General features: G+C 53.3%; 23 protein-coding genes. 21 read left to right on the plus strand and 2 right to left on the minus strand.

What is annotated here, in order from left to right; genetic code table 11:
• Positions 1-16: 16 nt before the first annotated feature.
• From LK536_RS42235 to LK536_RS42335, 21 genes are all read left to right on the plus strand, one after another.
• Positions 17-1,003, plus strand: coding sequence for an ABC transporter ATP-binding protein (locus LK536_RS42235; RefSeq protein WP_008724537.1), 987 nt, complete (start codon positions 17-19; stop codon positions 1,001-1,003).
• Positions 990-2,006 carry an ABC transporter ATP-binding protein gene (locus LK536_RS42240; protein ID WP_227794451.1) on the plus strand — a complete coding sequence of 339 codons (1,017 nt, stop codon included), beginning with the start codon at positions 990-992 and terminating at the stop codon, positions 2,004-2,006. The genes LK536_RS42235 and LK536_RS42240 overlap by 14 nt, the downstream gene beginning before the upstream one ends.
• A 1-nt stretch (position 2,007) precedes the next feature.
• Positions 2,008-2,955: an ABC transporter permease gene (locus LK536_RS42245; protein ID WP_008724540.1), complete on the plus strand. Its 948-nt coding sequence runs from the start codon at positions 2,008-2,010 to the stop codon at positions 2,953-2,955.
• Between the two features lie 73 nt (positions 2,956-3,028).
• A complete protein-coding gene (locus LK536_RS42250) occupies positions 3,029-4,000 on the plus strand; it encodes an ABC transporter permease (RefSeq protein ID WP_008724542.1) in 972 nt (323 codons plus the stop codon).
• Positions 3,997-4,938, plus strand: a complete 942-nt coding sequence (locus LK536_RS42255; RefSeq protein ID WP_227794450.1) for an acetamidase/formamidase family protein — start codon at positions 3,997-3,999, stop codon at positions 4,936-4,938. Before LK536_RS42250 ends, LK536_RS42255 begins: the two co-directional genes overlap by 4 nt.
• Positions 4,935-5,828 (plus strand): LysR family transcriptional regulator, encoded by an 894-nt coding sequence (locus LK536_RS42260; protein ID WP_227794449.1) that lies wholly within the window; start codon positions 4,935-4,937, stop codon positions 5,826-5,828. The genes LK536_RS42255 and LK536_RS42260 overlap by 4 nt, the downstream gene beginning before the upstream one ends.
• Before the next feature lie 201 nt (positions 5,829-6,029).
• Positions 6,030-7,157: an efflux RND transporter periplasmic adaptor subunit gene (locus LK536_RS42265; protein WP_008724546.1), complete on the plus strand. Its 1,128-nt coding sequence runs from the start codon at positions 6,030-6,032 to the stop codon at positions 7,155-7,157.
• A 14-nt stretch (positions 7,158-7,171) separates the two neighbouring features.
• The gene (locus LK536_RS42270) at positions 7,172-10,219 is read left to right on the plus strand and encodes an efflux RND transporter permease subunit (RefSeq protein ID WP_227794448.1); all 3,048 of its coding nucleotides are present in this window, start codon (positions 7,172-7,174) and stop codon (positions 10,217-10,219) included.
• Between the two features lie 461 nt (positions 10,220-10,680).
• Positions 10,681-10,989, plus strand: coding sequence for a hypothetical protein (locus tag LK536_RS42275; RefSeq protein WP_025484045.1), 309 nt, complete (start codon positions 10,681-10,683; stop codon positions 10,987-10,989).
• Complete coding sequence (locus tag LK536_RS42280) at positions 10,986-11,150, plus strand: hypothetical protein (RefSeq protein ID WP_506092142.1); 165 nt, start codon at positions 10,986-10,988, stop codon at positions 11,148-11,150. The genes LK536_RS42275 and LK536_RS42280 overlap by 4 nt, the downstream gene beginning before the upstream one ends.
• A gap of 11 nt (positions 11,151-11,161) precedes the next feature.
• Positions 11,162-13,168 (plus strand): V-type ATP synthase subunit I, encoded by a 2,007-nt coding sequence (locus LK536_RS42285; RefSeq protein ID WP_227794761.1) that lies wholly within the window; start codon positions 11,162-11,164, stop codon positions 13,166-13,168.
• 2 nt (positions 13,169-13,170) lie between these two features.
• Entirely contained in the window at positions 13,171-13,653 is a 483-nt protein-coding gene (locus LK536_RS42290) for a V-type ATP synthase subunit K (RefSeq protein ID WP_008724579.1), read from the plus strand.
• A 45-nt stretch (positions 13,654-13,698) separates the two neighbouring features.
• Positions 13,699-14,292 (plus strand): V-type ATP synthase subunit E, encoded by a 594-nt coding sequence (locus LK536_RS42295; RefSeq protein ID WP_008724581.1) that lies wholly within the window; start codon positions 13,699-13,701, stop codon positions 14,290-14,292.
• A 17-nt stretch (positions 14,293-14,309) separates the two neighbouring features.
• Positions 14,310-15,290, plus strand: a complete 981-nt coding sequence (locus tag LK536_RS42300; RefSeq protein WP_008724584.1) for a V-type ATPase subunit — start codon at positions 14,310-14,312, stop codon at positions 15,288-15,290.
• Positions 15,283-15,603, plus strand: coding sequence for a V-type ATP synthase subunit F (locus LK536_RS42305; RefSeq protein WP_008724585.1), 321 nt, complete (start codon positions 15,283-15,285; stop codon positions 15,601-15,603). The genes LK536_RS42300 and LK536_RS42305 overlap by 8 nt, the downstream gene beginning before the upstream one ends.
• A 24-nt stretch (positions 15,604-15,627) precedes the next feature.
• Positions 15,628-17,403, plus strand: coding sequence for a V-type ATP synthase subunit A (locus LK536_RS42310; RefSeq protein WP_008724587.1), 1,776 nt, complete (start codon positions 15,628-15,630; stop codon positions 17,401-17,403).
• Positions 17,403-18,776 carry a V-type ATP synthase subunit B gene (locus LK536_RS42315; protein WP_227794447.1) on the plus strand — a complete coding sequence of 458 codons (1,374 nt, stop codon included), beginning with the start codon at positions 17,403-17,405 and terminating at the stop codon, positions 18,774-18,776. The genes LK536_RS42310 and LK536_RS42315 overlap by 1 nt, the downstream gene beginning before the upstream one ends.
• Positions 18,777-18,805: 29 nt before the next feature.
• Positions 18,806-19,489: a V-type ATP synthase subunit D gene (locus LK536_RS42320; RefSeq protein WP_007861605.1), complete on the plus strand. Its 684-nt coding sequence runs from the start codon at positions 18,806-18,808 to the stop codon at positions 19,487-19,489.
• Between the two features lie 292 nt (positions 19,490-19,781).
• Positions 19,782-20,669, plus strand: coding sequence for a TlpA family protein disulfide reductase (locus LK536_RS42325; protein WP_227794446.1), 888 nt, complete (start codon positions 19,782-19,784; stop codon positions 20,667-20,669).
• A 41-nt stretch (positions 20,670-20,710) separates the two neighbouring features.
• The gene (locus LK536_RS42330) at positions 20,711-20,860 is read left to right on the plus strand and encodes a CD1871A family CXXC motif-containing protein (RefSeq protein ID WP_008724594.1); all 150 of its coding nucleotides are present in this window, start codon (positions 20,711-20,713) and stop codon (positions 20,858-20,860) included.
• Positions 20,861-20,873: 13 nt separating this feature from the next.
• A complete protein-coding gene (locus LK536_RS42335) occupies positions 20,874-21,695 on the plus strand; it encodes a 4Fe-4S binding protein (protein WP_025484040.1) in 822 nt (273 codons plus the stop codon).
• A gap of 145 nt (positions 21,696-21,840) precedes the next feature.
• On the opposite strand, the gene LK536_RS42340 is transcribed toward LK536_RS42335, so the two are convergent.
• Positions 21,841-22,308 carry a RidA family protein gene (locus tag LK536_RS42340; protein ID WP_008724598.1) on the minus strand — a complete coding sequence of 156 codons (468 nt, stop codon included), beginning with the start codon at positions 22,306-22,308 and terminating at the stop codon, positions 21,841-21,843.
• An 18-nt stretch (positions 22,309-22,326) separates the two neighbouring features.
• Entirely contained in the window at positions 22,327-23,451 is a 1,125-nt protein-coding gene (locus LK536_RS42345; RefSeq protein ID WP_227794445.1) for a D-TA family PLP-dependent enzyme, read from the minus strand.
• Positions 23,452-23,513: the final 62 nt, after the last annotated feature.

The following is a 23,513-nucleotide window of genomic DNA, read 5'->3' on the forward strand; positions in this document are numbered from 1 at the left end:
AGAAATGAGGAATAATATGTCACATATCCTGGAAGTCTCGGATCTGGAGGTGTCCTTTTCCGGTGACGGAGGAAAGAATATAAGTGTGGACCACATAAGCTTTTATGTGGACCCCGGCGAGGTGGTCTGTATCGTGGGGGAATCCGGCTGCGGGAAAAGTGTCACGTCCCTGTCCGTCATGGGCCTTTTGGGCAGGGGAGGTTCCGTGACCTCCGGCAGCGTGCTGTTTGAGGGTAAGGACCTGCTGGCCATGACGGAAAAGGAACTGGACCAGATCAGGGGGGACAGGCTTACCATGATTTTCCAGGACCCCCTTACATCCTTAAACCCGGTGTTCACCATTGGGAACCAAATGACGGAAAGCATCCGGGTCCACATGGGCCTGGGAAAAGAGGAGGCAGCGGCCCGTGCCCTGATGCTTCTTAAGAAGGTGGGGCTGCCCGACGCTGCCGCCGTGATGCGGCGGTATCCCCATCTGCTATCCGGCGGCATGCGCCAGCGGGTGATGATTGCCATGGCCCTGTCCTGCAGTCCCTCCCTGCTGATTGCAGATGAGCCGACCACTGCGCTGGACGTGACAATCCAGGCCCAGATCATGGAGCTTATCCTGGAACTGAAGGAAGAACTGGGGATGTCGGTGCTTCTGATAACCCACGACATGGGCCTTGTGGCCCAGATGGCCGACCGGGTGCTGGTCATGTACGCGGGCCAGATGATAGAGCAGGCCCCTGTGCTGGAGCTGTTTGACCACCCGGCCCATCCCTACACCAAGGCCCTCCTGCGCTCCGTGCCAGGGATAATGGACCGGAGGGACCGGGTGCTGGAGTCCATAGAAGGCATGGTGCCGGAACAGTACGACATGATTACGGGCTGCCGTTTTGCGGACCGCTGTCCTTACAGAAGGGATATCTGCAGCCGGCCCCAGACAGACACGATGATAATGGACAGCCATCTGGTAAGATGCTGCCGCGCAGGGGAGGTGGGGAACGATGCTTCAAAATGACGGTATGGACACGGCTCCCCTTCTTCAGGTTGAAGGACTTAAGAAATATTATGCGGCCAAAAGCGGGATTTTCTCCCGGAGCACAGGCGAGATACGTGCCGTGGACGGGGTATCATTCTCAATCCATAAAGGTGAGACCCTGGGGCTGGTAGGTGAGTCAGGCTGCGGCAAATCCACCCTGGGCCGCCAGATTGTGGGGCTGGAGTGTCCTACGGGCGGACGCATCCTGTATAAGGGCAGGGACCTGTCCCGTATGAGGAAGCCGGAGCTGAAGGCCATCCGTACCCAGTTACAGATGGTGTTCCAGGACTCCTACTCCTCCCTGAACCCGAGAAAGCATATTTTCGAAATCCTGGCAGAACCCATGCTTTATCATGGGCTGGCTGACAGGAGCAACATACATCAGAAGGTGGAGCATCTTCTGGATCTGGTGGGCCTTGCCAGGAATGCCCTTGGCCGTTACCCCCATGAGTTTTCGGGCGGACAGCGCCAGCGCATCGGCATTGCCAAGGCGCTTTCCCTGAATCCCAGCCTGCTTGTCTGTGACGAGCCGGTCAGCGCCCTGGATGTGTCCATCCAGGCCCAGATACTGAACCTGCTCAAGAACCTGCAGAAGGAGCTTGACCTGACCTGTATATTCATCGGCCACGGACTGGGCGCTGTCAATTATGTCAGCGACCGGATTGCGGTGATGTATCTGGGACAGATTGTCGAACTGGCCGACAGCAGGGAACTGTTTGACCATCCCCTTCATCCCTATTCCAAGGCATTGTTCGACGCAGTGCCCCTGGCCGATCCAAGGACCAGGAAGCGGCTGGGCCGGGGAGTGATTGAGGGGGAGGCGGAAATCCTGTCCGGGCCTGGGGAGGGATGTCCTTTTTATCCCAGATGCCCCAGACGCAGCCGGGAGTGTGCCGCGGCAGGGATGGACCTGAGGCCTGCCTCAGGCAGCGGCAGCCATCTTGTATCATGTATCCATGCCGGGCAGGAAGGAGTTGACTGATATGACAAAGTATATTATAAAGCGGCTTTTGATTGCCCTCCCAACCCTGATCGGGATTACCATCATTGACTATGCCATCATGTGTTTTGCAGGAAGTCCCCTGGAAATGATGCAGGGGGCGCGTATCTCCCAGGCAGCGGTGGCTGCCAAGGAGGCCGCGCTGGGGCTGGATAAGCCCTTCTATATCCAGTACTTCATGTGGCTGGGCCAGCTGCTCCAGGGCAACATGGGCTTTTCCATTAAATCCTACGAGGCGGTGGGCAGCATGATCGGAAGCCATCTTGGCCCCACCCTCCTGCTGATGGGGGTGTCCCTGATCGTGAGCCTGATCATGTCGGTGCCCGCGGGTATCTACAGTGCAATCCACCAGTATTCCAAGGGGGATTATGCCGTGGTCACGGCCTCCTTTTTCGGCAGCAGTATACCCGGATTTTTCCTGTCCCTCCTGCTGGTCTACATTTTCAATGTGACCCTGGGAATCCTGCCCTCAGGCGGCATGGTCACCTTGGGGACCGCAGGCGGGGCCGGGGACGTGGCGGCCCACATGGTAATGCCCGTGCTGGTGCTGTCCGTATCCATGGCAGGCACCAACATCCGCTATATCCGCAGCGCGGTCCTGGAAATCCTCCAGCAGGATTACCTGCGCACGGCCAGGGCCAAGGGTATCGGAAGACGGCTGGTCATCTACAAACATGCGCTGCGCAACGCCCTGGTCCCCATTGTCACGGTCATAGGGATGCAGATTCCCGTGCTGTTCGGCGGGGCCGTGATTGTGGAACAGCTTTTCTCATGGCCCGGTCTTGGACTGATGACCATGAGCGCAATCCTTAACAGGGATTACCCGGTCATCATGGGAGTCTGCCTTCTGTCCGCAGTGGTGGTGCTCCTTGCCAACCTGGTGACGGATATCGTGTATGCAGTGGTGAACCCGGCCATCCAGTATGAATGACAGGTGCAGAGGGCGTGTTGGGAATTGCTTTCCGTTGGATGTACCGTTATGACAGGAGTAGGATAGAGATAAAATGGACAAAGACAGAGTTACGACATATGAAGATATAGGAAGAGAAAATTACTGGCAGACCGTGTGGCGCAGGTTCCGCCACCACCGCCTGGCCTGTGTGAGCCTGGCAGTGCTGGCTGTGATCTGTACGGCGGCCATACTGGCCCCCGTCATAGCGCCCTATGACCCGGAAGAGATAGCAGGTCCCTTTGGGGCGGCGCCCAGCCTTAAGTTTATCCTGGGCACGGACCAGATTGGGCGGGATATGTTAAGCCGCCTGCTCTACGCTACCCGTATCTCCCTTCTGGTGGGCGTCCTGGCAACCGCTATCTCCACTGCCATCGGTGTGATCCTGGGGCTGTTAGGCGGTTACTTTGGCGGGTGGCTGGACATAGCCATCATGCGGTTTACGGATATGGTGATGTCATTTCCCTATATCCTTCTGGTGCTGGTGGCGGCGGCCATCTTTGAACCGGGTCTGTGGAGCATCATACTGATACTTGGGTTTGTGGACTGGCCGGGCATAGCCCGTCTGGTCAGGGGCAATGTATTAAGCCTGCGGGAAACCAATTTCGTGAAGAGCAGTATTGTGGCAGGCATGCCGGTGCGGCATATCCTTTTTTCCGATATCCTGCCCAACACAGTGGCCCCCATCCTGGTATACGCCACCTCGGTCATGGCGCTGTCCATGCTGGACGAGGCGTCCCTGAGTTTCCTCGGCATGGGGGTACAGCCCCCGGCAGCCAGCCTGGGCAACATGTTGAACAGCGCCCAGTCAATGACCGTGCTGACAAAACAGCCGTGGCTGTGGCTGCCTCCGGGTCTTTTGATTGTCATCCTGGTGGTTGCCATTAACTTTGTGGGGGACGCGCTCAGGGATGCCCTTGACCCGTCCGCTGTCATGACCATCCGAAAGGCCGGGACCGCTGTTCCCGGGACTGCGAAGGAAGATGGGGAAGGCAGCCGTGCAGAAAAAGAAGAAGGTGCAATATGAACCATTATATAGAAAAAACACATGCAATCCATACATTCTCCCCGGACCACCGGCCTGTGTGCCGGGTTAAGGCCGGGGATACCGTTGTATTTGAGACATATGACTGCCATATGGGCCAGCTCCTCCCGGAAGGTTCGGATTTTGCCCATGTGGACCATGGACTGGCCAATCCGGCCACAGGACCCATATATATAGAAGATGCATGTCCCGGCGACATGCTCCTGGTGGAGATACAGGACATGGAGCTGGACCAGGTGGGAATCCTGGACAAAGGACCCACAGGAGGCGCGCTTAAGGAACATTTCCCAGAGTATGTGATCCGGCGCCTGCCTGTAAAGGGTGGGAAGATATCCTATGGGGAACTGGAAATCCCGGTCCGTCCCATGATTGGGGTCATCGGAACCGCGCCGGGCCATGGGGAGGAAAGCACCCTGACCGCCAAGGACCACGGCGGCAACATGGACTGTACCAGCATTGCCCCTGGCGCGGTCCTCTACCTGCCTGTGAATGTGCCGGGCGCGCTTCTGGCCATGGGGGACCTGCATGCCATCATGGGAGATGGGGAATGCGGCAACTGCGGTGTGGAGATTGGAGGAAGGGTCACGGTGCGGGTGGATGTGTTGAAATCGCTGGACCTTACATGGCCGCTGGTGGAACTGGCGGACCGGTGGATCGTGATTTCCTCCAGGGAGACCGTGGATGAGGCCTGCGGCCGGGCCGTGGAGCAGATGTTTGCGTTCCTCACGGAACGGGCGGGATTGTCCGGGCTGGACGCAGGGATGTATATTGATATGTTCGGCAATCTTGTGGTCTGCCAGATTGTCAATCCATATAAGACCGTGCGCCTGGAGATGCCAAAGTGGCCGTTGGAGCGGAAGGGATTTTATGGGTTCGGATTATATGGGGCCGGCAGGAATGCGCAGGAGGACGGCTTATGACCATCCATCAGATAGAGTGTTTCCTGGAAGCAGCCAAGACCCTTAACTTTACCGAGGCAGCCAGCCGGCTCTATATCTCACAGCAGGGCTTAAGCAGGCAAATCGCCTCCCTGGAAAAGGAGCTGGAGCTGCGCCTGTTTGACAGGACCACAAGGGATGTGCGCCTTACAAGAAGCGGCGAGCTGCTGCTGTGGAGGTGGAAGGACATCCCGGCGGAAATCAAGGATTCCGTGGATATGGCCAGGGAAGAAGGGGAGCGGGCAAAAAGCAGGATCAACCTGGCAGTGGTGGGGATGAACGGTATCATTGAGAAGGCGGGGAACCTTCTGGCCGATTATATGGCCATCGATCCCGACACGGAATTTGAGATAAATGAATTTACCAGCATCAAGGATATGACAAACGGCAATCCGGACCTGATGCTGACGGTCAGTTTCCTTCCCACCCATGAACAGCTGAAGGAGCGGTTCGGTGTGCTGTGTATTGGAAAACTCCCGTTGTACTATGTGCTGTCCAGGAAGAATCCTCTGGCAGAAAAGGAAAAAATAACCATAGAAGATTTTAAGGGGGAAACCATGCTCTGCCTGTATAAGAATTTTTTTGCAGGCGCGGAGATGCAGCTGTTCGAACTGCTGTCAAGGCAGGAACATATCCTTCAGAAAGCCCGGTTTTTCGAAAATGTCAACAGCCTTGAACTGGCATTGATAGCGAATGAAGGGATTCATATCGGCTTTAAGGAGTTCTACCATAATTACGGGGACCGCCTGAAACTGTTCCCCCTTCCCAATGAGGAAAACCAGGTCAGCGCCAATATAATTGTGATATGGCGTAAAGAGAATGAGAAGAGATTTGAAAATTTTATAAAATATCTGAAAAAATTTTATAATTAACAACCATAGGTTGTTAATTATCCGTATTTTGGTGTTAGACAAAAATGGGTGTGACTGTCTAAAATACTAGATGGTTGGTCTATATATAAAGAGGGCTTATATGGGGAAGGGCGCTGGCGGCAGACGCCCATTTCCCTTGTTTTTTTCTAACGTTATCATGCATCTCAAAATAATAAAGGATATGAAAGGAAAGAGGAGAAGATGAAAAAGGCAAAGACGCGCATTATCTGGGGAATCATTATTGTGATCATAGCAGTGATCCTGATTGCCCGCATTGTGAAGAAGGAAGAGCCTGTTGCCCCCACCCCGGATCCGGTAGTCACGGCTCAGACCCCGTTCATGGGAGATATTGAACTGACAACGGACCTGGTAGGCACCATTGAACCCGCGGATATTGTATACATATATCCAAAGGCTGGCGGTGACGTGACAGCAGTGAACGTTAAGGCAGGAGATACAATCGCAGCCGGCCAGGTACTTGTGGAGATTGATACAAAGCAGGTGGCATCAGCCAAGAACGCCATGGATACCGCCAAGGTTGCATGGGATGACGCTGTTTCCACGTTAAACCGCATGGCGCCCCTTCATGCATCAGGTTTTGTATCTGACAAGGAATTCGAGGGATATCAGACCGCGGCTGAGGCAAAGCGCCTCCAGTATGAGGCTGCCAAGATCGGCTATGACAACCAGATGGAATTCAGCCATGTCACATCCCCCATCAGCGGGCGCGTGGAACAGCTGAACGTGGAAGTCCATGACAGTGTGGGAACTTCAGGTCAGCTGTGCGTAATCGCAGGGGATGGCGGCAATAACGTGACCTTCTATGTGACTGAGAAGGTGAAGAACAACCTGAGCACAGGAACACCTGTGACAATGACCAAAGAAGGAACCCAGTACAGCGGCAGCGTGATTGAGGTTAACAATATGGCAGAAGCTTCCATCGGTCTGTTTAAGGTAAAGGCTTCCGTGGAGGATAATGAAACCATGGCGCCGGGAACCAGTGTGGAGATTAAGGTTCCCTCGGCAACGGCCAGGAATGTGATGCTGGTTCCCACCCACTGCGTATACTACAAGGCAGGGGACGCATATGTCTATACATACGACCAGGCCCAGGCCATCATCCATGAGGTCCCTGTGGAAATAGGCATATTTGATAAGGACAATATTGTTGTGACCTCAGGTCTTACCCTGGATGACATGGTACTCACCACATGGACCTCCGAACTTAAGGAAGGGACGAAGGTGACCCTGGATACAGGCGCAGCCAATGGGGACAGCCAGACAGGTGAATCTGAAAGTCCAGCCGCAGACCCAAGTGAAGCACAGTAGAAGGAGGCAGGAAAATGGGCTTAACGAAACTCGTCTTAAAAAGACCGGTCAGTACGGTTCTTGCAATCCTGTGCCTGATTGTGTTCGGTTTATCCTCTGTGATGAAATCACCGTTGGAATTAATGCCGGATATGAACATGTCCATGATGATTGTCATGACTGTCTATCCCGGGGCCAGCCCGGATGATGTGAATGAGCTGGTTACAAAACCCATTGAGGACAGGGCCAGTACCCTGAGCGGTCTGGATACCATCTCCTCACAATCAAGGGAGAATACGTCCATCGTAATGTTAAAATACGATTACGGCACGGATATGAACGTTGCCTACGATGACCTTAAAAAGCAGATGGACCTTGCAAAGACGGAACTTCCGGATGATGCGGAGGATCCGATCATGCTGGAACTGAACACCAGCTTAAAACCGAACGTAATCATGGCTGTCAGCCATGGTGAGGACGATGACCTTTATAACTATGTAAATAACAATATCGTGCCTGAGTTTGAGAAACTGTCCTCTGTGGCCGAAGTATCCCTTGCAGGCGGCGTGCAGAAGTACATTAAGGTGGAGCTGCTGCCTGAGAAGCTGAAGCAGTACGGGGTCAGCATGAACTCCATTGCAGGCGATATCACCGGCGCGGACCTTACATACCCCGCAGGCAACACAGAGGTGGGCGACCAGAAGCTGGCCGTGTCCACGGAGCAGCCCTTTGAGACAATGGAAAGCCTCAATGACATCCCCCTTACGGTAAGCGGAAGCCAGACCGTTTATTTAAGCGATGTGGCTAACATATACATGGGCGCGGACGATATTGAGAGTATTGCGCGTTACAAGGCTGAGAACGGGGTACCGGAGGATATCGTGGCCCTGACCGTCAGCAAGCAGCAGGATGCGGCGACCCTGACCGTATCAAAGGATGTCAGCAAGGTGGTGGACCACCTGACAAAGCTGGACCCCACCCTTCAGATTACAGTGGTCAATGATGATAAGGACTCCATCATGTCCTCATTAAGCTCTGTTATTGAGACCATGGTCCTGGCCATCATCATTTCCATGGTCATTATCTGGCTGTTCTTCGGGGATTTGAAGGCCTCGCTGATTGTAGGAAGCTCCATTCCCGTGTCCATCCTGGCCTCGCTGATATTGATGCAGCTCATGGGCTTCAGCCTGAACGTAATCACCCTGAGCGCCCTGGTATTGGGCGTCGGTATGATGGTGGATAACTCCACGGTTGTGCTGGAGAGCTGTTTCAGGGCCACGGACGATACGGGCTTCAGGGAATTTTCAAAGGCAGCCTTAAACGGAACAGGGGTTGTGTACCAGTCGGTCATCGGTTCCACACTGACCACCTGCGTGGTGTTCCTGCCCCTGGCCATGCTGGGCGGGATGACAGGTATGATGTTCCGGCCTCTGGGCTTTACCATCGTATTCTGTATGACGGCCTCCCTGATATCCGCCATTACGGTTGTGCCTTTATGTTACATGATATACAAACCGATTGAGAAGAAGACAGCGCCGTTCTCAAGACCGGTTGAGAAGATGCAGGCGGCTTACAGGACCATCATGAGAAGCCTTCTTAAAAAGCGCGGACTTGTCATGCTGGCGTCCATACTGCTGCTGTTATTCTCCTTCTTCCTTGCCAGGTTCTTAAGGATGGAGCTTATGGCTGAGGATGACCAGGGCCAGATTACCGTTACAGCGGAAGTTAAGCCGGGTATGAAGATTGACAAGGTGGATGGGATCATGAAGCAGGTGGAGGAAATCATTTCCCAGCAGCCTGATGTGGAATCCTACTTCACCATGGCGGGAAGCTCAGGCCTGAGCATGAGTTCCGACCCCAGCGTGACCGTGTATCTGAAAAAGGACAGGAAGATGGAAACGGATGAGGTTGTCAAGCTGTGGAAACAGCAGCTGGCAGGAATCTCCGATACCAACATAACGGTGGAAGCCTACTCCCAGGTCAGCGCCATGATGGGCTCTGAGAATGATTATACCATTGAACTCCAGAGCACCAACTACGATGACCTGAAAGCGGTCAGCGATGACATTGCCCAGAGGCTGAGCCAGCGGCCTGAACTGACCAAGGTGCACTCCTCCCTGGAGAATGCGGCCTCGGTTGTAAAGGTTACGGTGAATCCCATCAAGGCCAGGGCAGCAGGCCTGTCACCGGCACAGATCGGCGGCACCCTGAACAACATGTTAAGCGGCGTGACCCCCACCACCCTGAACATCAATGGCGATGATATTGACGTTAAGGTGGAGTATCCCAGGGACCGTTACCGTTCCCTGGACCAGGTGGAGAGCGTTACACTCCAGACCCCAAGCGGCAAGTCCGTGGCCCTGACCGATGTGGCCCAGATCCGTTTCGCGGACAGCCCGGCATCCATCACACGACAGGATAAGCAGTACCGTGTGACGGTAAGCGGCATCTACACGGAGAATTCCAATAAGAATACAAAGACCCAGCTGATGGATGAGGTGATAAAGCCCAATGTAGGCGGCACGGTGTCCATTGCCCAGAATGCCCAGGAGGAATCCATGGCAACTGAGTTCAGCGCACTGTTCCAGGCCATTGGACTGGCAATCTTCCTTGTATTCGTAGTCATGGCGGCACAGTTTGAGTCACCTAAGTTCTCCATCATGGTAATGACCACCATACCGTTCTGCCTCATAGGCGCCTTCGGTCTCCTGTGGCTGGCGGACAGCGCCATCAGTATGACGTCGCTGTTAGGCTTTTTGATGCTGGTAGGTACAGTTGTTAATAACGGTATCCTGTATGTGGATACGGTGAACCAGTACCGGAGGGAGATGGACCTTAATACGGCCCTTGTGGAAGCAGGAGCCACACGTCTGAGGCCTATTCTTATGACTACCCTGACCACGGTGGTGGCCATGGTGCCCATGGCCCTGGCTCTGGGGGACAGCGGTTCCACGACCCAGGGACTTGCGCTTGTTAACGTCGGCGGCCTGACCGCGTCCACCATATTGTCACTGCTGATGCTTCCTGCATATTACAGCCTGATGAACGGCGGCGGGAAGAAGCGCATGATCATATCGGATTAAATGGTGTTAATAAGATGTTAAAAATTTACTATTTGCAAAACTGCAAAATGGTGGTATCATAAAAACAAATGCGGCTGCAGCAGAGAGGTCAATCGCCCCTTGGACCTGCAGCCTATTTTGATATAAGGAATTGTTATTTTTATAACAATTCCAAAGGTGCAGAATGGGTAGGAATATGGAAGCCTTTTGACGTTTTTTGTACGATATACAAAAATTTTTATAAATCCTAAAAATTTTTCATGAAAAAGTAAGAAAGTGGATTGATAATTTTTTAGTCATGGGTTATAATCTATTCATATTGTACAAAAATAATAGGAAAGGCGTGGACAAATACTATTAACTTGTCATTTTATAGTTGAAACGTATTTGCCATAGTATTCCTACAGGCTTATCTGCACAGACTATTTACATATACCGGAGATAAGCATGGAGGAATTCCGGGAAGGAAAGGGGGATTTGGATTGGCCCAGGAGACAATTGATGCGATCCGGCAGGCAGAGGCAGCTGCCGAAGCAGCTGAAAAGGACGCGGTAAAACAGGCGGAAGCAATTGTGGCGGAGGCGAAGGCCCAGGGCGTGCAGTTAAAGGCAGACATGACAAGTGCTGCCAGGGAAGCTGCGGCGCGGGCCGAAGAAGACGCAAAGGCTCAGGGTGAGCAGATGATGCAGGCTGCGGGAGCAGAGGAAGTAAAGGAACTGGAACATCTGCGCAGTGCCGTGGCCGCGAAACAGGAACAGGCAGTCAAGATCATCTTATCGGAACTGCTGTGATGAAAGTCCACGATGGGAAGAATCGTGGAAAGGTAAGGAAAGCCCACGATGGGAAGAATCGTGGAAAGGCAAGGAAAGCCCACGATGGGAAGAATCGTGGAAAGGTAAGGAAAGCCCACGATGATGAAGAATCGTGGGAAGGCAAGGAAGGAGGCGCTTAGGGTTGGCAGTAGTGCCCATGAAAAAAGTGCTGATCTGCGGACTGAAAAAGGACCGCAAGGGCACCCTTGAGCTTCTGCAGCGCCAAGGGGTACTTGAAATCAGCAATGTGCTGCAGGAAGATGATATGTTCCAGAAGATGGATGTAACGTCTTCCAAAACCGTATTTGAACGCAATGCCATCATAGCGGAACAGGCCGTCGGTATTCTGGATAAATATGCGCCGGAAGACAAGGGCATGCTGGACTCGTTCGCAGGCAGGGAAATCCTGACCGTGGAGCAATATGAGGCCAATGCAGGCCAGCACGACGAGACCATGAAGAAAGCCTACCGCTTACAGGAACTGGCAAAACAGATTGGCGAGAACAGTGCCGTCATCCCGAAGCTGGAGCAGCAGATGGAAGCACTGGCGCCATGGAAGTCCTTTGATCTGCCCCTTGATTTTAAAGGGACGAAGAAATCCGTGGCATTCATCGGTTCCATCCAGGAAGAGATTTCCCTGGAACAGCTGAGGGAACAGCTGGGCGTGCTTGCGCCGGGGGCTGAGACAATTGACCTTAACATTGTCAGTTCATCCAAGGAACAGACCTGTCTTTTCATTGTGTGTGCCAAAGGGGACGCGGAAGCAGTGGAAGACGCGTTAAAGAAGCTTAATTTTGTGAAACCGCCCCTCAGCTCCCTGGTGCCTGCCAAACGGCAGCAGCAGCTGGAGGAGGAGCTTTCCAAGGTAAAGGCTGAGATTGCAGGAGCGGAGAAGGCAATCGCCGAAATGGCGCCTGACCGGGACTCCATCAAGTTTGTTATGGACTACTACACCATGCGTTCCGAGAAGTACGGGGTGTTAAACGGTCTGGTACAGTCCAGGAGGGTATTCCTCATCACCGGATATGTCTCAGTGGAAGCAGCCCCCAAGCTTGAAAAGCTGCTTCAGGATAAGTATGAGGTGGTAATTGAATTTTCCGAGCCGGAAGAAAAGGATGACGTGCCCGTGGTGCTGCGCAACAACAAGTTCGCCGAGCCTGTGGAGGGGGTCATTGAGAGCTACAGCCTTCCGGGCCAGGGCGAGATAGACCCGTCCATGGTGGTGGCCTGCTTCTATTATGTGCTTTTTGGCCTGATGCTGTCCGATGCGGCCTACGGGCTTATCATGATTGCAGGAACAGCGTACTGCCTGACTAAGTTTAAGAACATGGAAGACGGAATGAGGAAGTTCATGAAAATGTTCATGTACTGCGGTATTTCCACCGCGTTCTGGGGCTTTATGTTCGGAAGCTTTTTCGGGGATGCGGTCAATGTGATTGCAACCACATTCTTCAACAGGCCGGACATAAGGCTGGCGCCCATCTGGTTTGAGCCGGTAAGCCTGCCCATGAAGATGCTGGTGTTCGCATTCCTGATCGGTATCATCCATCTTTTCACAGGACTTGGGATTAAATTCTATACCTGCGTTAAGAACGGAAGCCTGATGGACGGTATATATGATGCCGTGTTCTGGTATATGCTGGTGGGCGGCGGTATTGTATACCTGCTGACCATGTCCATGTTTACCGACATGCTGGGCCTGAGCTTCACCCTTCCGGCGGCAGCGGGAACCGTGGCAGCCGTGCTGGCGGTAATCGGCCTTATCGGCATTGTACTTACCAGCGGGCGGGAATCAAGAAGCTGGTTCAAGCGTATCCTGAAAGGCCTTTACGGGGCGTATGGGGTAACCTCATATCTGAGTGATATCCTTTCCTATTCCCGTCTGCTGGCCCTGGGTCTTGCCACCAGCGTCATCTCCACCGTATTCAACAAGATGGGAAGCATGGTGGGAGGGAACATTCCGGGAGCAATCGTATTCATCCTGGTATTCCTGATCGGACACAGCCTGAACCTGGCAATCAATGCACTGGGCGCGTATGTCCATACAAACCGTCTGCAGTTTGTGGAATTTTTCGGAAAGTTTTATGAGGGAGGCGGAAGGAAATTTGAACCCTTCGCCATTCACACTAAATATTATAAAGTCAAGGAGGACATTTAGTTATGGAGAATATGGGAGTTGTTTTAGCGTTATTAGGAGCTGTTCTGGCGGCACTTTTTGCAGGAATCGGATCTGCTATCGGAGTTGGCATCGCAGGTGAGGCTGCTGCAGGGGTTGTGACAGAAGATCCCAACAAGTTCAGTAAGGTACTGGTATTACAGCTGCTTCCTGGTACACAGGGTATCTATGGCCTGCTGATCGGTTTCATCACCCTGACACAGATCGGTATCATGGGCGGAAGCTCCGACATTTCCGTAGCTAAGGGATTCTTATACCTGGCAGCCTGCCTTCCAATGGCATTCGTTGGTTTATATTCCGCCATCAAGCAGGGCAAGGCCGCTGTTGCAAGTATCGGTTTAGTTGCTAAAAAGCCGGACCAGTTTGGTAAGGCAATGATCTTCCCGGCCATGGTTGAGACCTACGCCATCCTGGCACTGCTGATCTCCATCCTTGCTATCTTTGGTATTGCAGGCGTTAATGCGTAAGCATTGTACGGATATCAGGAGAGATTCAGGAAAGGAGAACATCGCATGGCGGGATTAGATAAAATCATCAGCCAGATAAAAGAAGAATCCCAGGAAACGGCGGCACGCACCTTAGCGGCGGCCAGGGATGAGGCGGAGAAGGTCCTGGCAGCTGCCCGTAAGGAAGCGGAAAGCGAGTGCGCCGACATTGAGAGGCGCTCCAGGCAGTCCGTTGCCAACATCCTGGAGAGGGGGCAGTCCGCTGCCGACCTTAGGAAACGCGGAAGTATCCTGGCCGAGAAGCAGAAGCTGATCGGCGACACCATTGAGAAGGCGAAGGCGGAACTCAAGGGAATGGACACGGATGCCTATTTCGACATGATTCTTAAACTGGCTGTCAAATCCGCACAGGAAGGTAAGGGCGAGCTTCTGTTTTCAGAAAAAGACCTTGCCCGGGTCCCTGAAGGGTTTGAGGACAGACTTAATGCTGCGTTAAAGGATAAGGACGCGGCCCTGCACATTTCCAAGGACACCAGGGATATTGATGCCGGATTTGTGCTGACCTACGGCGGGATTGAGGAGAACTGCTCCATCAACGCAATCTTTGATTCAGCCCACGAATTATTGCAGGATAAGGTGCAGGAAATTCTTTTTTCATGAACGGAGGAACTTTTTAAATGGCAGACAAACAATATGTTTATGCAGTAGCCCGTATCCGTTCCAAAGAATTGTCCCTGCTATCCGGCGCATTTTTAGATCAGCTGACAGCTGCAAAAGACTACGATGAATGTATCCAGCTTCTCATGGAAAAGGGTTGGGGCGACGACAGCACGGCAAGTGCTGAGGAACTTCTGGCCCTGGAGCGGGAAAAGACCTGGGGACTGATTTCAGAACTGGTGGAGGACGTGTCCGTATTTGACGTGTTCCTGTACGGCAACGACTACCACAACCTGAAGGCAGCCATCAAGGAGGCGGTCAAGGCAGAACGCACAGGCCATGACTATCCCGGAATCTACATTGACCAGGGCTCCGTGGATGTGAAGCTGATACGCGACTCCATACAGAACCGGGAATTCCAGAATCTTCCGGAACCCATGAGGGCACCGGCGGAAGAGGCCTATAAGGCACTTCTCCACACCCAGGACGGACAGCTTTGCGATATCATCATCGACAAAGCGGCCCTGGATGCGATTCATCATGCCGGTAAATCATCCGGCAATGAGTTCCTGAAGCTTTATGCGGAGCTGACAGTGGCAGCAGCAGATATAAAGACAGCGGTGCGGGCATCCCGTACCGGTAAGGACAGGGCATTTTTGGAACAGGCGCTGGCGCCTTGTGATACCTTGGATATAACACGCCTGGCCCAGGCGGCCATAGAAGGAGTGGATGCCATCGGTATTTACCTGGAATCCACCACCTATGCAGATGCGGTAGAGGAACTGCGCCGCTCACCTTCAGCCTTTGAACGGTGGTGCGACAATCTGATGATCCGCAAGATCAAGCCCCAGCAGTACAGCCCATTCGGACTTGGACCGCTGGCAGCTTATATTCTGGCGCGTGAGAACGAGATTAAGTCAGTTCGGATCGTACTTTCCGGGAAACTCAACCATCTTCCCGAAGAGTCCATCCGGGAAAGGGTAAGGGAGATGTATGTATAAGATTGCAGTGATGGGCGACCGGGACAGTATCTACGGTTTCGCAGCCCTGGGTCTGGAACCATTTCCCCTGACAGACCCGGTAGTGGCAGGAAAGAAATTAAGGGAACTGGGAGAAAGCGGATATGCCGTGATTTATATCACGGAAGCCCTTGCGGCCCAGGTTGAACCGGAGATTGACCGCTTCCGTGAAGCTGACCTTCCGGCCATCATACTGATCCCAGGTGTGTCCGGCAATACGGGCAAGGGAATCATGGCAGTGAAGAAGTCAGTAGAGCAGGCAGTTGGCTCTGATATAATATTTAATGGGCAGTAAGCGCTCATGACAAGGAGGTAAAAGATGAGCAAAGGCGTAATTAAAAAAGTAGCAGGTCCGCTGGTTATCGCAGAGGGCATGCGCGACGCCAACATGTTCGACGTTGTCCGCGTCAGCGACCAGCGTTTGATTGGTGAAATCATAGAGATTCATGGCGACAAGGCTTCGGTCCAGGTTTACGAGGAAACCTCCGGACTGGGACCAGGGGAGCCGGTGGAATCCACAGGCGTGCCCATGAGCGTTGAGCTGGGGCCTGGCCTGATTGGAAGTATATATGACGGTATCCAGCGTCCGCTGGATGCCATTATGGAGAAGACAGGCGGCAACCTGTTGAACCGCGGGGTGGAGGTTCCCTCCCTGAAGCGTGAGAAGAAGTGGACCTTTGTGCCTTCAGTGAATGTGGGCGACAAGGTGGGCAGCGGCGATATCATCGGTACGGTACAGGAGACGGATGTGGTACAGCAGAAGATCATGATCCCTGTCGGCATCGAAGGCACCCTGACCTATATCAGCGGCGGCGAGTACACGGTTACGGATACGGTTGCTGTGGTGACCGATGAGAAGGGACAGGAGCATCCTGTCAGCCTGATGCAGAAATGGCCGGTACGTAAGGGCCGTCCTTACCAGAGGAAGCTGTCCCCTGACATGCCCCTTGTAACAGGACAGAGGGTCATCGACTGTCTGTTCCCAATCGCAAAGGGCGGTGTTGCGGCTGTTCCCGGACCATTCGGTTCAGGTAAGACGGTTGTACAGCACCAGCTTGCAAAGTGGGCTGATGCGGATATCGTGGTTTACATCGGCTGCGGCGAGCGCGGCAACGAGATGACGGACGTTCTGAATGAGTTCCCGGAACTGAAGGATCCAAAGACGGGCAAGTCCCTGATGGAGCGTACGGTCCTGATTGCCAATACCTCGGATATGCCTGTTGCGGCACGTGAGGCGTCCATCTATACAGGTATCACCATTGCAGAGTATTTCCGTGACATGGGTTATTCCGTGGCCCTGATGGCAGACTCCACATCCCGTTGGGCCGAGGCACTCCGTGAGATGTCGGGCCGTCTGGAGGAAATGCCCGGTGAGGAAGGTTACCCCGCATACCTGGGTTCCCGTCTGGCACAGTTCTATGAGCGTGCGGGACGCGTGATTTCCTTGGGCAGTGATAACCGCGAGGGCGCGCTTTCCGTAATCGGGGCGGTATCCCCTGCGGGCGGCGATATTTCCGAGCCTGTCACACAGGCAACCCTGCGTATCGTCAAGGTATTCTGGAGCCTGGATGCCGACCTGGCATACAAGAGACATTTCCCGGCCATCAACTGGCTGACCAGTTATTCCCTGTACGTGGACACCATGGAAAAATGGTTCAACGCAGAGGTGGAAAGCGACTGGACCGAGCTTCGCGCCCGTCTCATGCGCCTGCTCCAGGAAGAGTCTGAGTTAAATGAAATCGTACAGCTGGTTGGTATGGACGCCCTGTCCGCACCTGACCGCCTGAAACTGGAGGCAGCCCGTTCCATCCGTGAGGACTTCCTGCACCAGAACGCGTTCCATGAGATTGATACCTTTACATCCCTGAAGAAGCAGCACATGATGATGATGCTTATGATGGCATATTTTGATAAAGCAGGCCAGGCATTAAGCCAGGGTGTGAACATCGAGCGTCTGGTCAACCTTCCGGTGCGTGAGGCTATCGGACGTTTCAAATACACCGAGGAAGCCGATCTTGACAGCGTTTATGCAGATGTGATCAAGACACTGGAAGCAGAACTGAGCGATGAGCTGAGCAGAAAGGAGGACTTCTAATGCCCAAGGAATATAGAACAATTGAAGAGGTAGCAGGTCCTATCATGCTGGTCCGCGGCGTACAGGGTGTAACCTATGACGAGATGGGTGAGATTGAGCTGGCAAACGGCGAGAAACGCCGCTGCAAGGTCCTGGAGATAGACGGCGGCAACGCCATGGTGCAGCTGTATGAGGCGGCTACCGGCATCAACCTGGATTCCAGCAAGGTGCGTTTCTTAGGCCGTACCATGGAACTGGGCGTGTCCGAGGATATGCTCAGCCGTATGTTTGACGGCATGGGCAAGCCCATTGACGGCGGCCCCGACATCCTGCCTGAAAAGCGTATGGATATCAACGGCCTTCCCATGAATCCGGCAGCCAGAAGCTATCCTGAGGAATTCATCCAGACCGGCGTCTCTGCCATAGACGGACTGAATACATTGGTCCGCGGACAGAAGCTTCCTATCTTCTCCGCATCCGGACTGCCCCATGCCAACCTGGCAGCACAGATTGCGCGTCAGGCAAAGGTGCGCGGTACCAGTGAGCCTTTCGCCGTTGTATTCGCGGCCATGGGTATCACCTTTGAGGAGGCCAACTTCTTTATGGAGAGCTTCCGTGAAACAGGCGCCATCGACAGAAGCGTCATGTTCATCAACCTGGCCAATGACCCTGCGGTTGAGCGTATCGCAACACCGCGTATGGCGCTGACCGCGGCAGAGTACCTGGCATTTGAGAAGAATATGCACGTGCTGGTCATCCTGACCGATATCACGAACTATGCAGATTCCCTGCGTGAGATTTCCGCTGCGCGTAAGGAAGTTCCCGGCCGCCGCGGTTATCCGGGATACATGTACACCGACCTGGCTTCCCTGTATGAGAGAGCCGGACGCCAGAAGGGCAGGAGCGGTTCCATCACCATGATCCCGATCCTTACCATGCCTGAGGATGACAAGACCCATCCGATTCCTGACCTTACGGGATACATTACAGAGGGACAGATCATCCTGAGCCGTGACTTATACCGCAAGAACGTAACACCGCCAATCGACGTACTTCCTTCCCTTTCACGTCTGAAGGATAAAGGTATCGGCGAAGGCAAGACAAGGGCAGACCATGCCGATGTCATGAACCAGCTGTTTGCAGCCTATGCCCGTGGTAAGGATGCAAAGGAACTGATGGTAATCCTTGGCGAGGCAGCCCTGACTGACATGGATAAGCTGTATGCCAAGTTTGCTGATGAGTTTGAAAAAGAATACGTATCCCAGGGCTACTATGCTGACCGTGATATCGAGGAAACCATGGAAATCGGCTGGAAGCTCCTGCGCATCCTTCCAAGGAGCGAGCTGAAACGTATCAAGGACAAATTCCTTGACCTTTACTACGATGCAAAATAACCAGCAGTCAGAAAGGAAGTTGACATAACATGGGTGCAAAACATGTGAATCCCACCCGTATGGAGCTTACCCGTCTCAAGAAAAAGCTGGCGACAGCAATCAGGGGACACAAGCTCCTGAAGGATAAGCGGGATGAATTGATGCGTCAGTTCCTGGACCTGGTGCGTGAGAACAAAGCCCTTCGTGAGAAGGTAGAGGCAGGCATTGCGGCGGCCAACCAGAATTTTGTGCTGGCCCGCTCCGGCATGACAGACGAAGCCCTGAATGTGGCCCTGATGGCTCCCAAGCAGGAGGTTTATCTGGAATCCGAGACAAGGAATGTGATGAGTGTGGAGATTCCTGTGTTCAAGTATAAGACCAGGACTTCAGACCCCAATGACATCTATTCCTATGGATTTGCCTTTACCTCCAGCGATCTGGATGATGCGGTGAAAAGCCTGGCAGACCTTCTGCCGGATATGCTGCGCCTGGCCGAGTGTGAAAAGTCCTGCCAGCTCATGGCAGCGGAGATTGAAAAGACCCGCCGCCGTGTTAATGCCCTGGAGCATGTGATGATTCCCGAGACCCAGCAGAATATCCGCTACATCACCATGAAGCTGGATGAGAATGAGCGGAGTTCCCAGACAAGGCTTATGAAGGTTAAGGATATGATGCTCGAAGAAGCCCATCACTACAGCGAGAGGGAAGTTGTCCCTGTGGTGGATGAGGTGTGACCCGTATACAGTGAGCAGCGGGGAATCAGTCCGGACGGCTGAGGGACGGCTTCATGAAAGGTTAATAAAACTTTCATAAAAACCCCCGCAATGCCGGGTGGACAGAAGATAATAAATATGATAGAGTAAATTCCAGGTAATGGTATGAAAGCCATTGCCTGGGATTTATTATTTTCTAAGGAAGCCCGGAAGACCGAGCTTTTTTTGTCACTGGAAACCACGGATCATGATACCGGAACCAGGATCGACGGATGGAACTGATAACGGTTTGGGATGATGGGAGGAAATGTAGATGAGGAAACCGTATTTTAGATTGAACAGGAAGTCAGCGGTCAGGATGGGTGCAGTGCTGTCCCTGACCTTATGTATGGCCCTTCAGACAGCGGGGTGCAGTCCTGCGGGCAAGGGCGCGGAACAGACAACGGCTGCGCAGACGGCCGGGGCGGCCGGGGATGTTGCGGCAGACAAAGACAAGGCAGATGATGTCCAGGGCACTGGTAAAGCTGCGGCAGATAAAGACAAGGCAGATGATGCCCAGGGAACTGGTAAAGCTGTGGCAGACAAAGACAAGGCAGATGATGCCCAGGGCGCCGGTAAAGCCGCGGCAGATAAGGGGCAGGCGGGAACAGGCCAGGGCGCGGCGGATAAGGAGCAGGAAGGCGCCGGTGAGGCGGCGGCAGACAAGGCCCAGGCAGACGCTGGTGAGGCGGCAGACAAAGGTGAGGGCGACAGCGGAATCGAGGCCCAGCCGGGTGTGCCTTTAAAGGCAGGCAATAAGGCGCCTGACTTCACGGCGGAGCTGATTGACGGTTCCAGCATCTCGCTTTCAGACCTGAAAGGAAAGCCGGTCATCATTAATTTCTGGGCGACCTGGTGCGGGCCGTGCGTCAGGGAGATGCCTGCTTTTGAGCGCTTAAAAGAAGATTTTGGGGATGAGATAGGCATCATTGCGGTGAACTGTGGGGATGATGCTGATACGGTGAAGGATTTTGTGGACGAATACGGATATACCTTCCCGGTGGTGCTGGATGAAGACTATGAGGTGACCATGCTCTATCCCTCCAATTCCATCCCATACACCGTGGTCCTGGATGCCAATGGCAAGATTACCCATGTATCAACCGGCGCATACGACGCAGATACCATGTACGGCAGGTATAAAGAGGCTCTGGGGCTATAAGGATACAGAGGGAAGACACGTGAAAGGGAGGACTGTCCCATATGAGGCATATGACGAGACAGAATCGAATAACGGTCCTGCTCCTTTTTCTGGGAGTTGTATTTCTGTGCGCCGGATTGTACCAGGGCGGATATCAGGACACCCTGCACAAGGCAATCCGGGTGTGTCTGGAGTGCATAGGAATCGGATGAAAGGATGAGGACCATGAAAAGGCGGCTGATACAGCTTTGTTCTGCATTACTATATAACCTGAACCTGAAGGGATTTGCCCAGGTATCCATTTATCAGGGCAAGGCCAAGGGCCTATGCGTGCCCGGCCTTAACTGCTATTCATGCCCCGGGGCGGTAGGTTCATGTCCGTTGGGGACGCTTCAGAATTCCCTGGCGGCATTGGACCGGAAGATGCCCTTTTATATACTGGGGGTGCTGCTGCTACTTGGGGTCACGCTGGGAAGGACCATATGCGGTTTCCTGTGTCCTTTTGGGCTTGTGCAGGAGCTGCTCTATAAAATTCCCGTCCCCAAGCTTAAGAAGAACCGGGTTACCCGGATTTTATCGAAACTGAAATATGTGATCCTGATTGTATTTGTAATCCTGCTGCCCATTGTGTTTAAGATGGCCACAAGGCTTCCGGTGCCCGCGTTCTGCAAATACATATGTCCCGCAGGAACCCTGGAGGGAGGTATCCCCCTGGTGCTACTGGATGAGTCCCTGGGCAGCCTTGCGGGGGCGCTGTTTTCCTGGAAAGTGCTTGTGATGGCCGCCATACTTATCAGCGCCTGTTTTATTTACCGAAGCTTCTGCCGTTTCCTCTGTCCCCTTGGGGCGGTTTATTCCCTGTTTGCCCCGGTGGCAATGCTGGGGGTCAGGATAGATGACGGCGCCTGTACCAGCTGCGGCAGGTGTGTGCGGACCTGTAAGATGGATATTAAGAATGTGGGGGATATGGAATGTATCCAGTGCGGGGAATGTATGAAGGAATGCGGTGTGGATGCAATCCATTGGAAGAAGCCATTCCGGTCATGAGAAGAAATCATTGAAAGAAAAAATTCAAAATAAAAAACTTAGGATGTAAACTAAAAAGCTCCTGTGGGGGAAATTGGCGGCAAAAAGCCGTGTTTCCCGTATACAGGAGCTTTTTCTTTTTAACCCATGTCCCTGGCTTTCAATCTTATTCCACTTCCAGAAGGACTTCGATTTCACATGCAATCCCACCTGGAAGTGCATTGGTACCGATGGCGGAACGGGCAGGGCAGCCCACTTCCTCGCCGAACAGGTCGACAAGCAGATTGGATGCGCCGTTTACCACCTGGGGCTGCTGGACGAAATCATCTGCGCTGTTTACAAAACCCAGCACCTTTACAAAACGTTTAATCTTATTGAGGTCGCCGGTTTTGGCCTCAATGTTTGCCAGAAGGTTCAGCATGCAGTTATAGGCAGCCTTCTGTCCTTCCTCCACCGTAAGGTCCTTTCCTAATTTGCCGACCACGGTGTTGCCGTTCCCTAAGTCCGGACCGCAGCCGGAGCAGTATAAAAGGTTTGTCCCGAATTCCTGTACAGGTGTATATACACCGCCCTTTGGCGGAGGCGCCGGAAGGGTGATTCCTTTTTCGTTTAATCTGTCATATACGTTTGCCATAGTATTACTTCCTTTCAATCAAATGTTTATTTTACGGTTTCTGGCTGTTACTTCCCAAGTATCAAGGATATGTCCCTTTTCCACAACCGGTACCGATGGATACAGGGCGCTGGTGGGGCAGATATGGGTGGGCACCACGAAAAGTTCATCCCCCACCCTTGGGCACTGGTCTTCGTATCCTGGTTCCATACAGAAGGCCCAATGTTCCTCGCTCTGGAACAGTTCCCTGACATGTTCCATCCCGGCAATGACGCCCCGGGTCCCTTCCGGGTCAGAGGCAATTCCCTTATATCCCAGGTCCAGTGTGAAATGACCCTTCAGCGGACAGCTGATGACCCTGGTCATGACGGCTGCACCCGGAGTGAATACAAGGTCCGGATACTTCATTGTATATCCATAGTCGTTGACGAAATAGGTGCCGGGGGAAAGATACACCTCATACCCTGTCCTGGGAAAATCCACATAGCATGGCATGGAGGGGGAACCGCCCAATACCAGGGTCTTGCAGGAATATCCCTTTTCACACAGGTTCCTGCAGATGTCCCTAATCTGGGCAGCGCTGGTGTCTGCTTCCTTCTTGCGCTGGGTAAAGTCGTGTTCGGTACGGTGGCCGTCATAGCAGTGAAGGCCCATCATGGAGACGCCGTCCATCAAAGCGCAGTCCATGAAGAATGCCTCTGTATCCTTAACAGGCACGCCGGTGCGGTCCATGCCCAGATTCACATCCACCAGTACATTGGCCCTGAGTCCGGCTTCTGAGCACAGCTGTCCAAGGGCGCGTATCTGATCCTCATTGTCACCCACTGCCCAGAAACAGACCTTGGGATATGCCTGCATCAGTTGGATGAAACGGCTTATATTAGGGCCTACCAGAGGATATGCCACCAGGACATGGCCTGCGCCGCAGCCGGCGGCCATCTCTGCTTCCGCTATGGTTGCACACTTGAAACGGGTTATGCCGGCTTCCATCTGAAGGCGGACCATCTGGGCCATCTTGTGGGTCTTTACATGAGGCCACAGATATCCGGGGCCTCCGGCTAAGTCCACTGCCTTCTTAATGTTTTCTTTAATGATGTCCAGGTAGTAGACCAGGGCCGGGGTGATTACTTCTTTGGATTCTTCAAACTTGTAATGATTATCCATAACAACCTCCTTCACATCTAAACTCGGCAGAACCAGAAACACTGTTCATTATGGTTATAACA

Origin of the sequence: Clostridium pacaense, from assembly GCF_020709765.2 — a bacterium.
GTDB lineage: Bacteria > Bacillota > Clostridia > Lachnospirales > Lachnospiraceae > Enterocloster > Enterocloster hominis.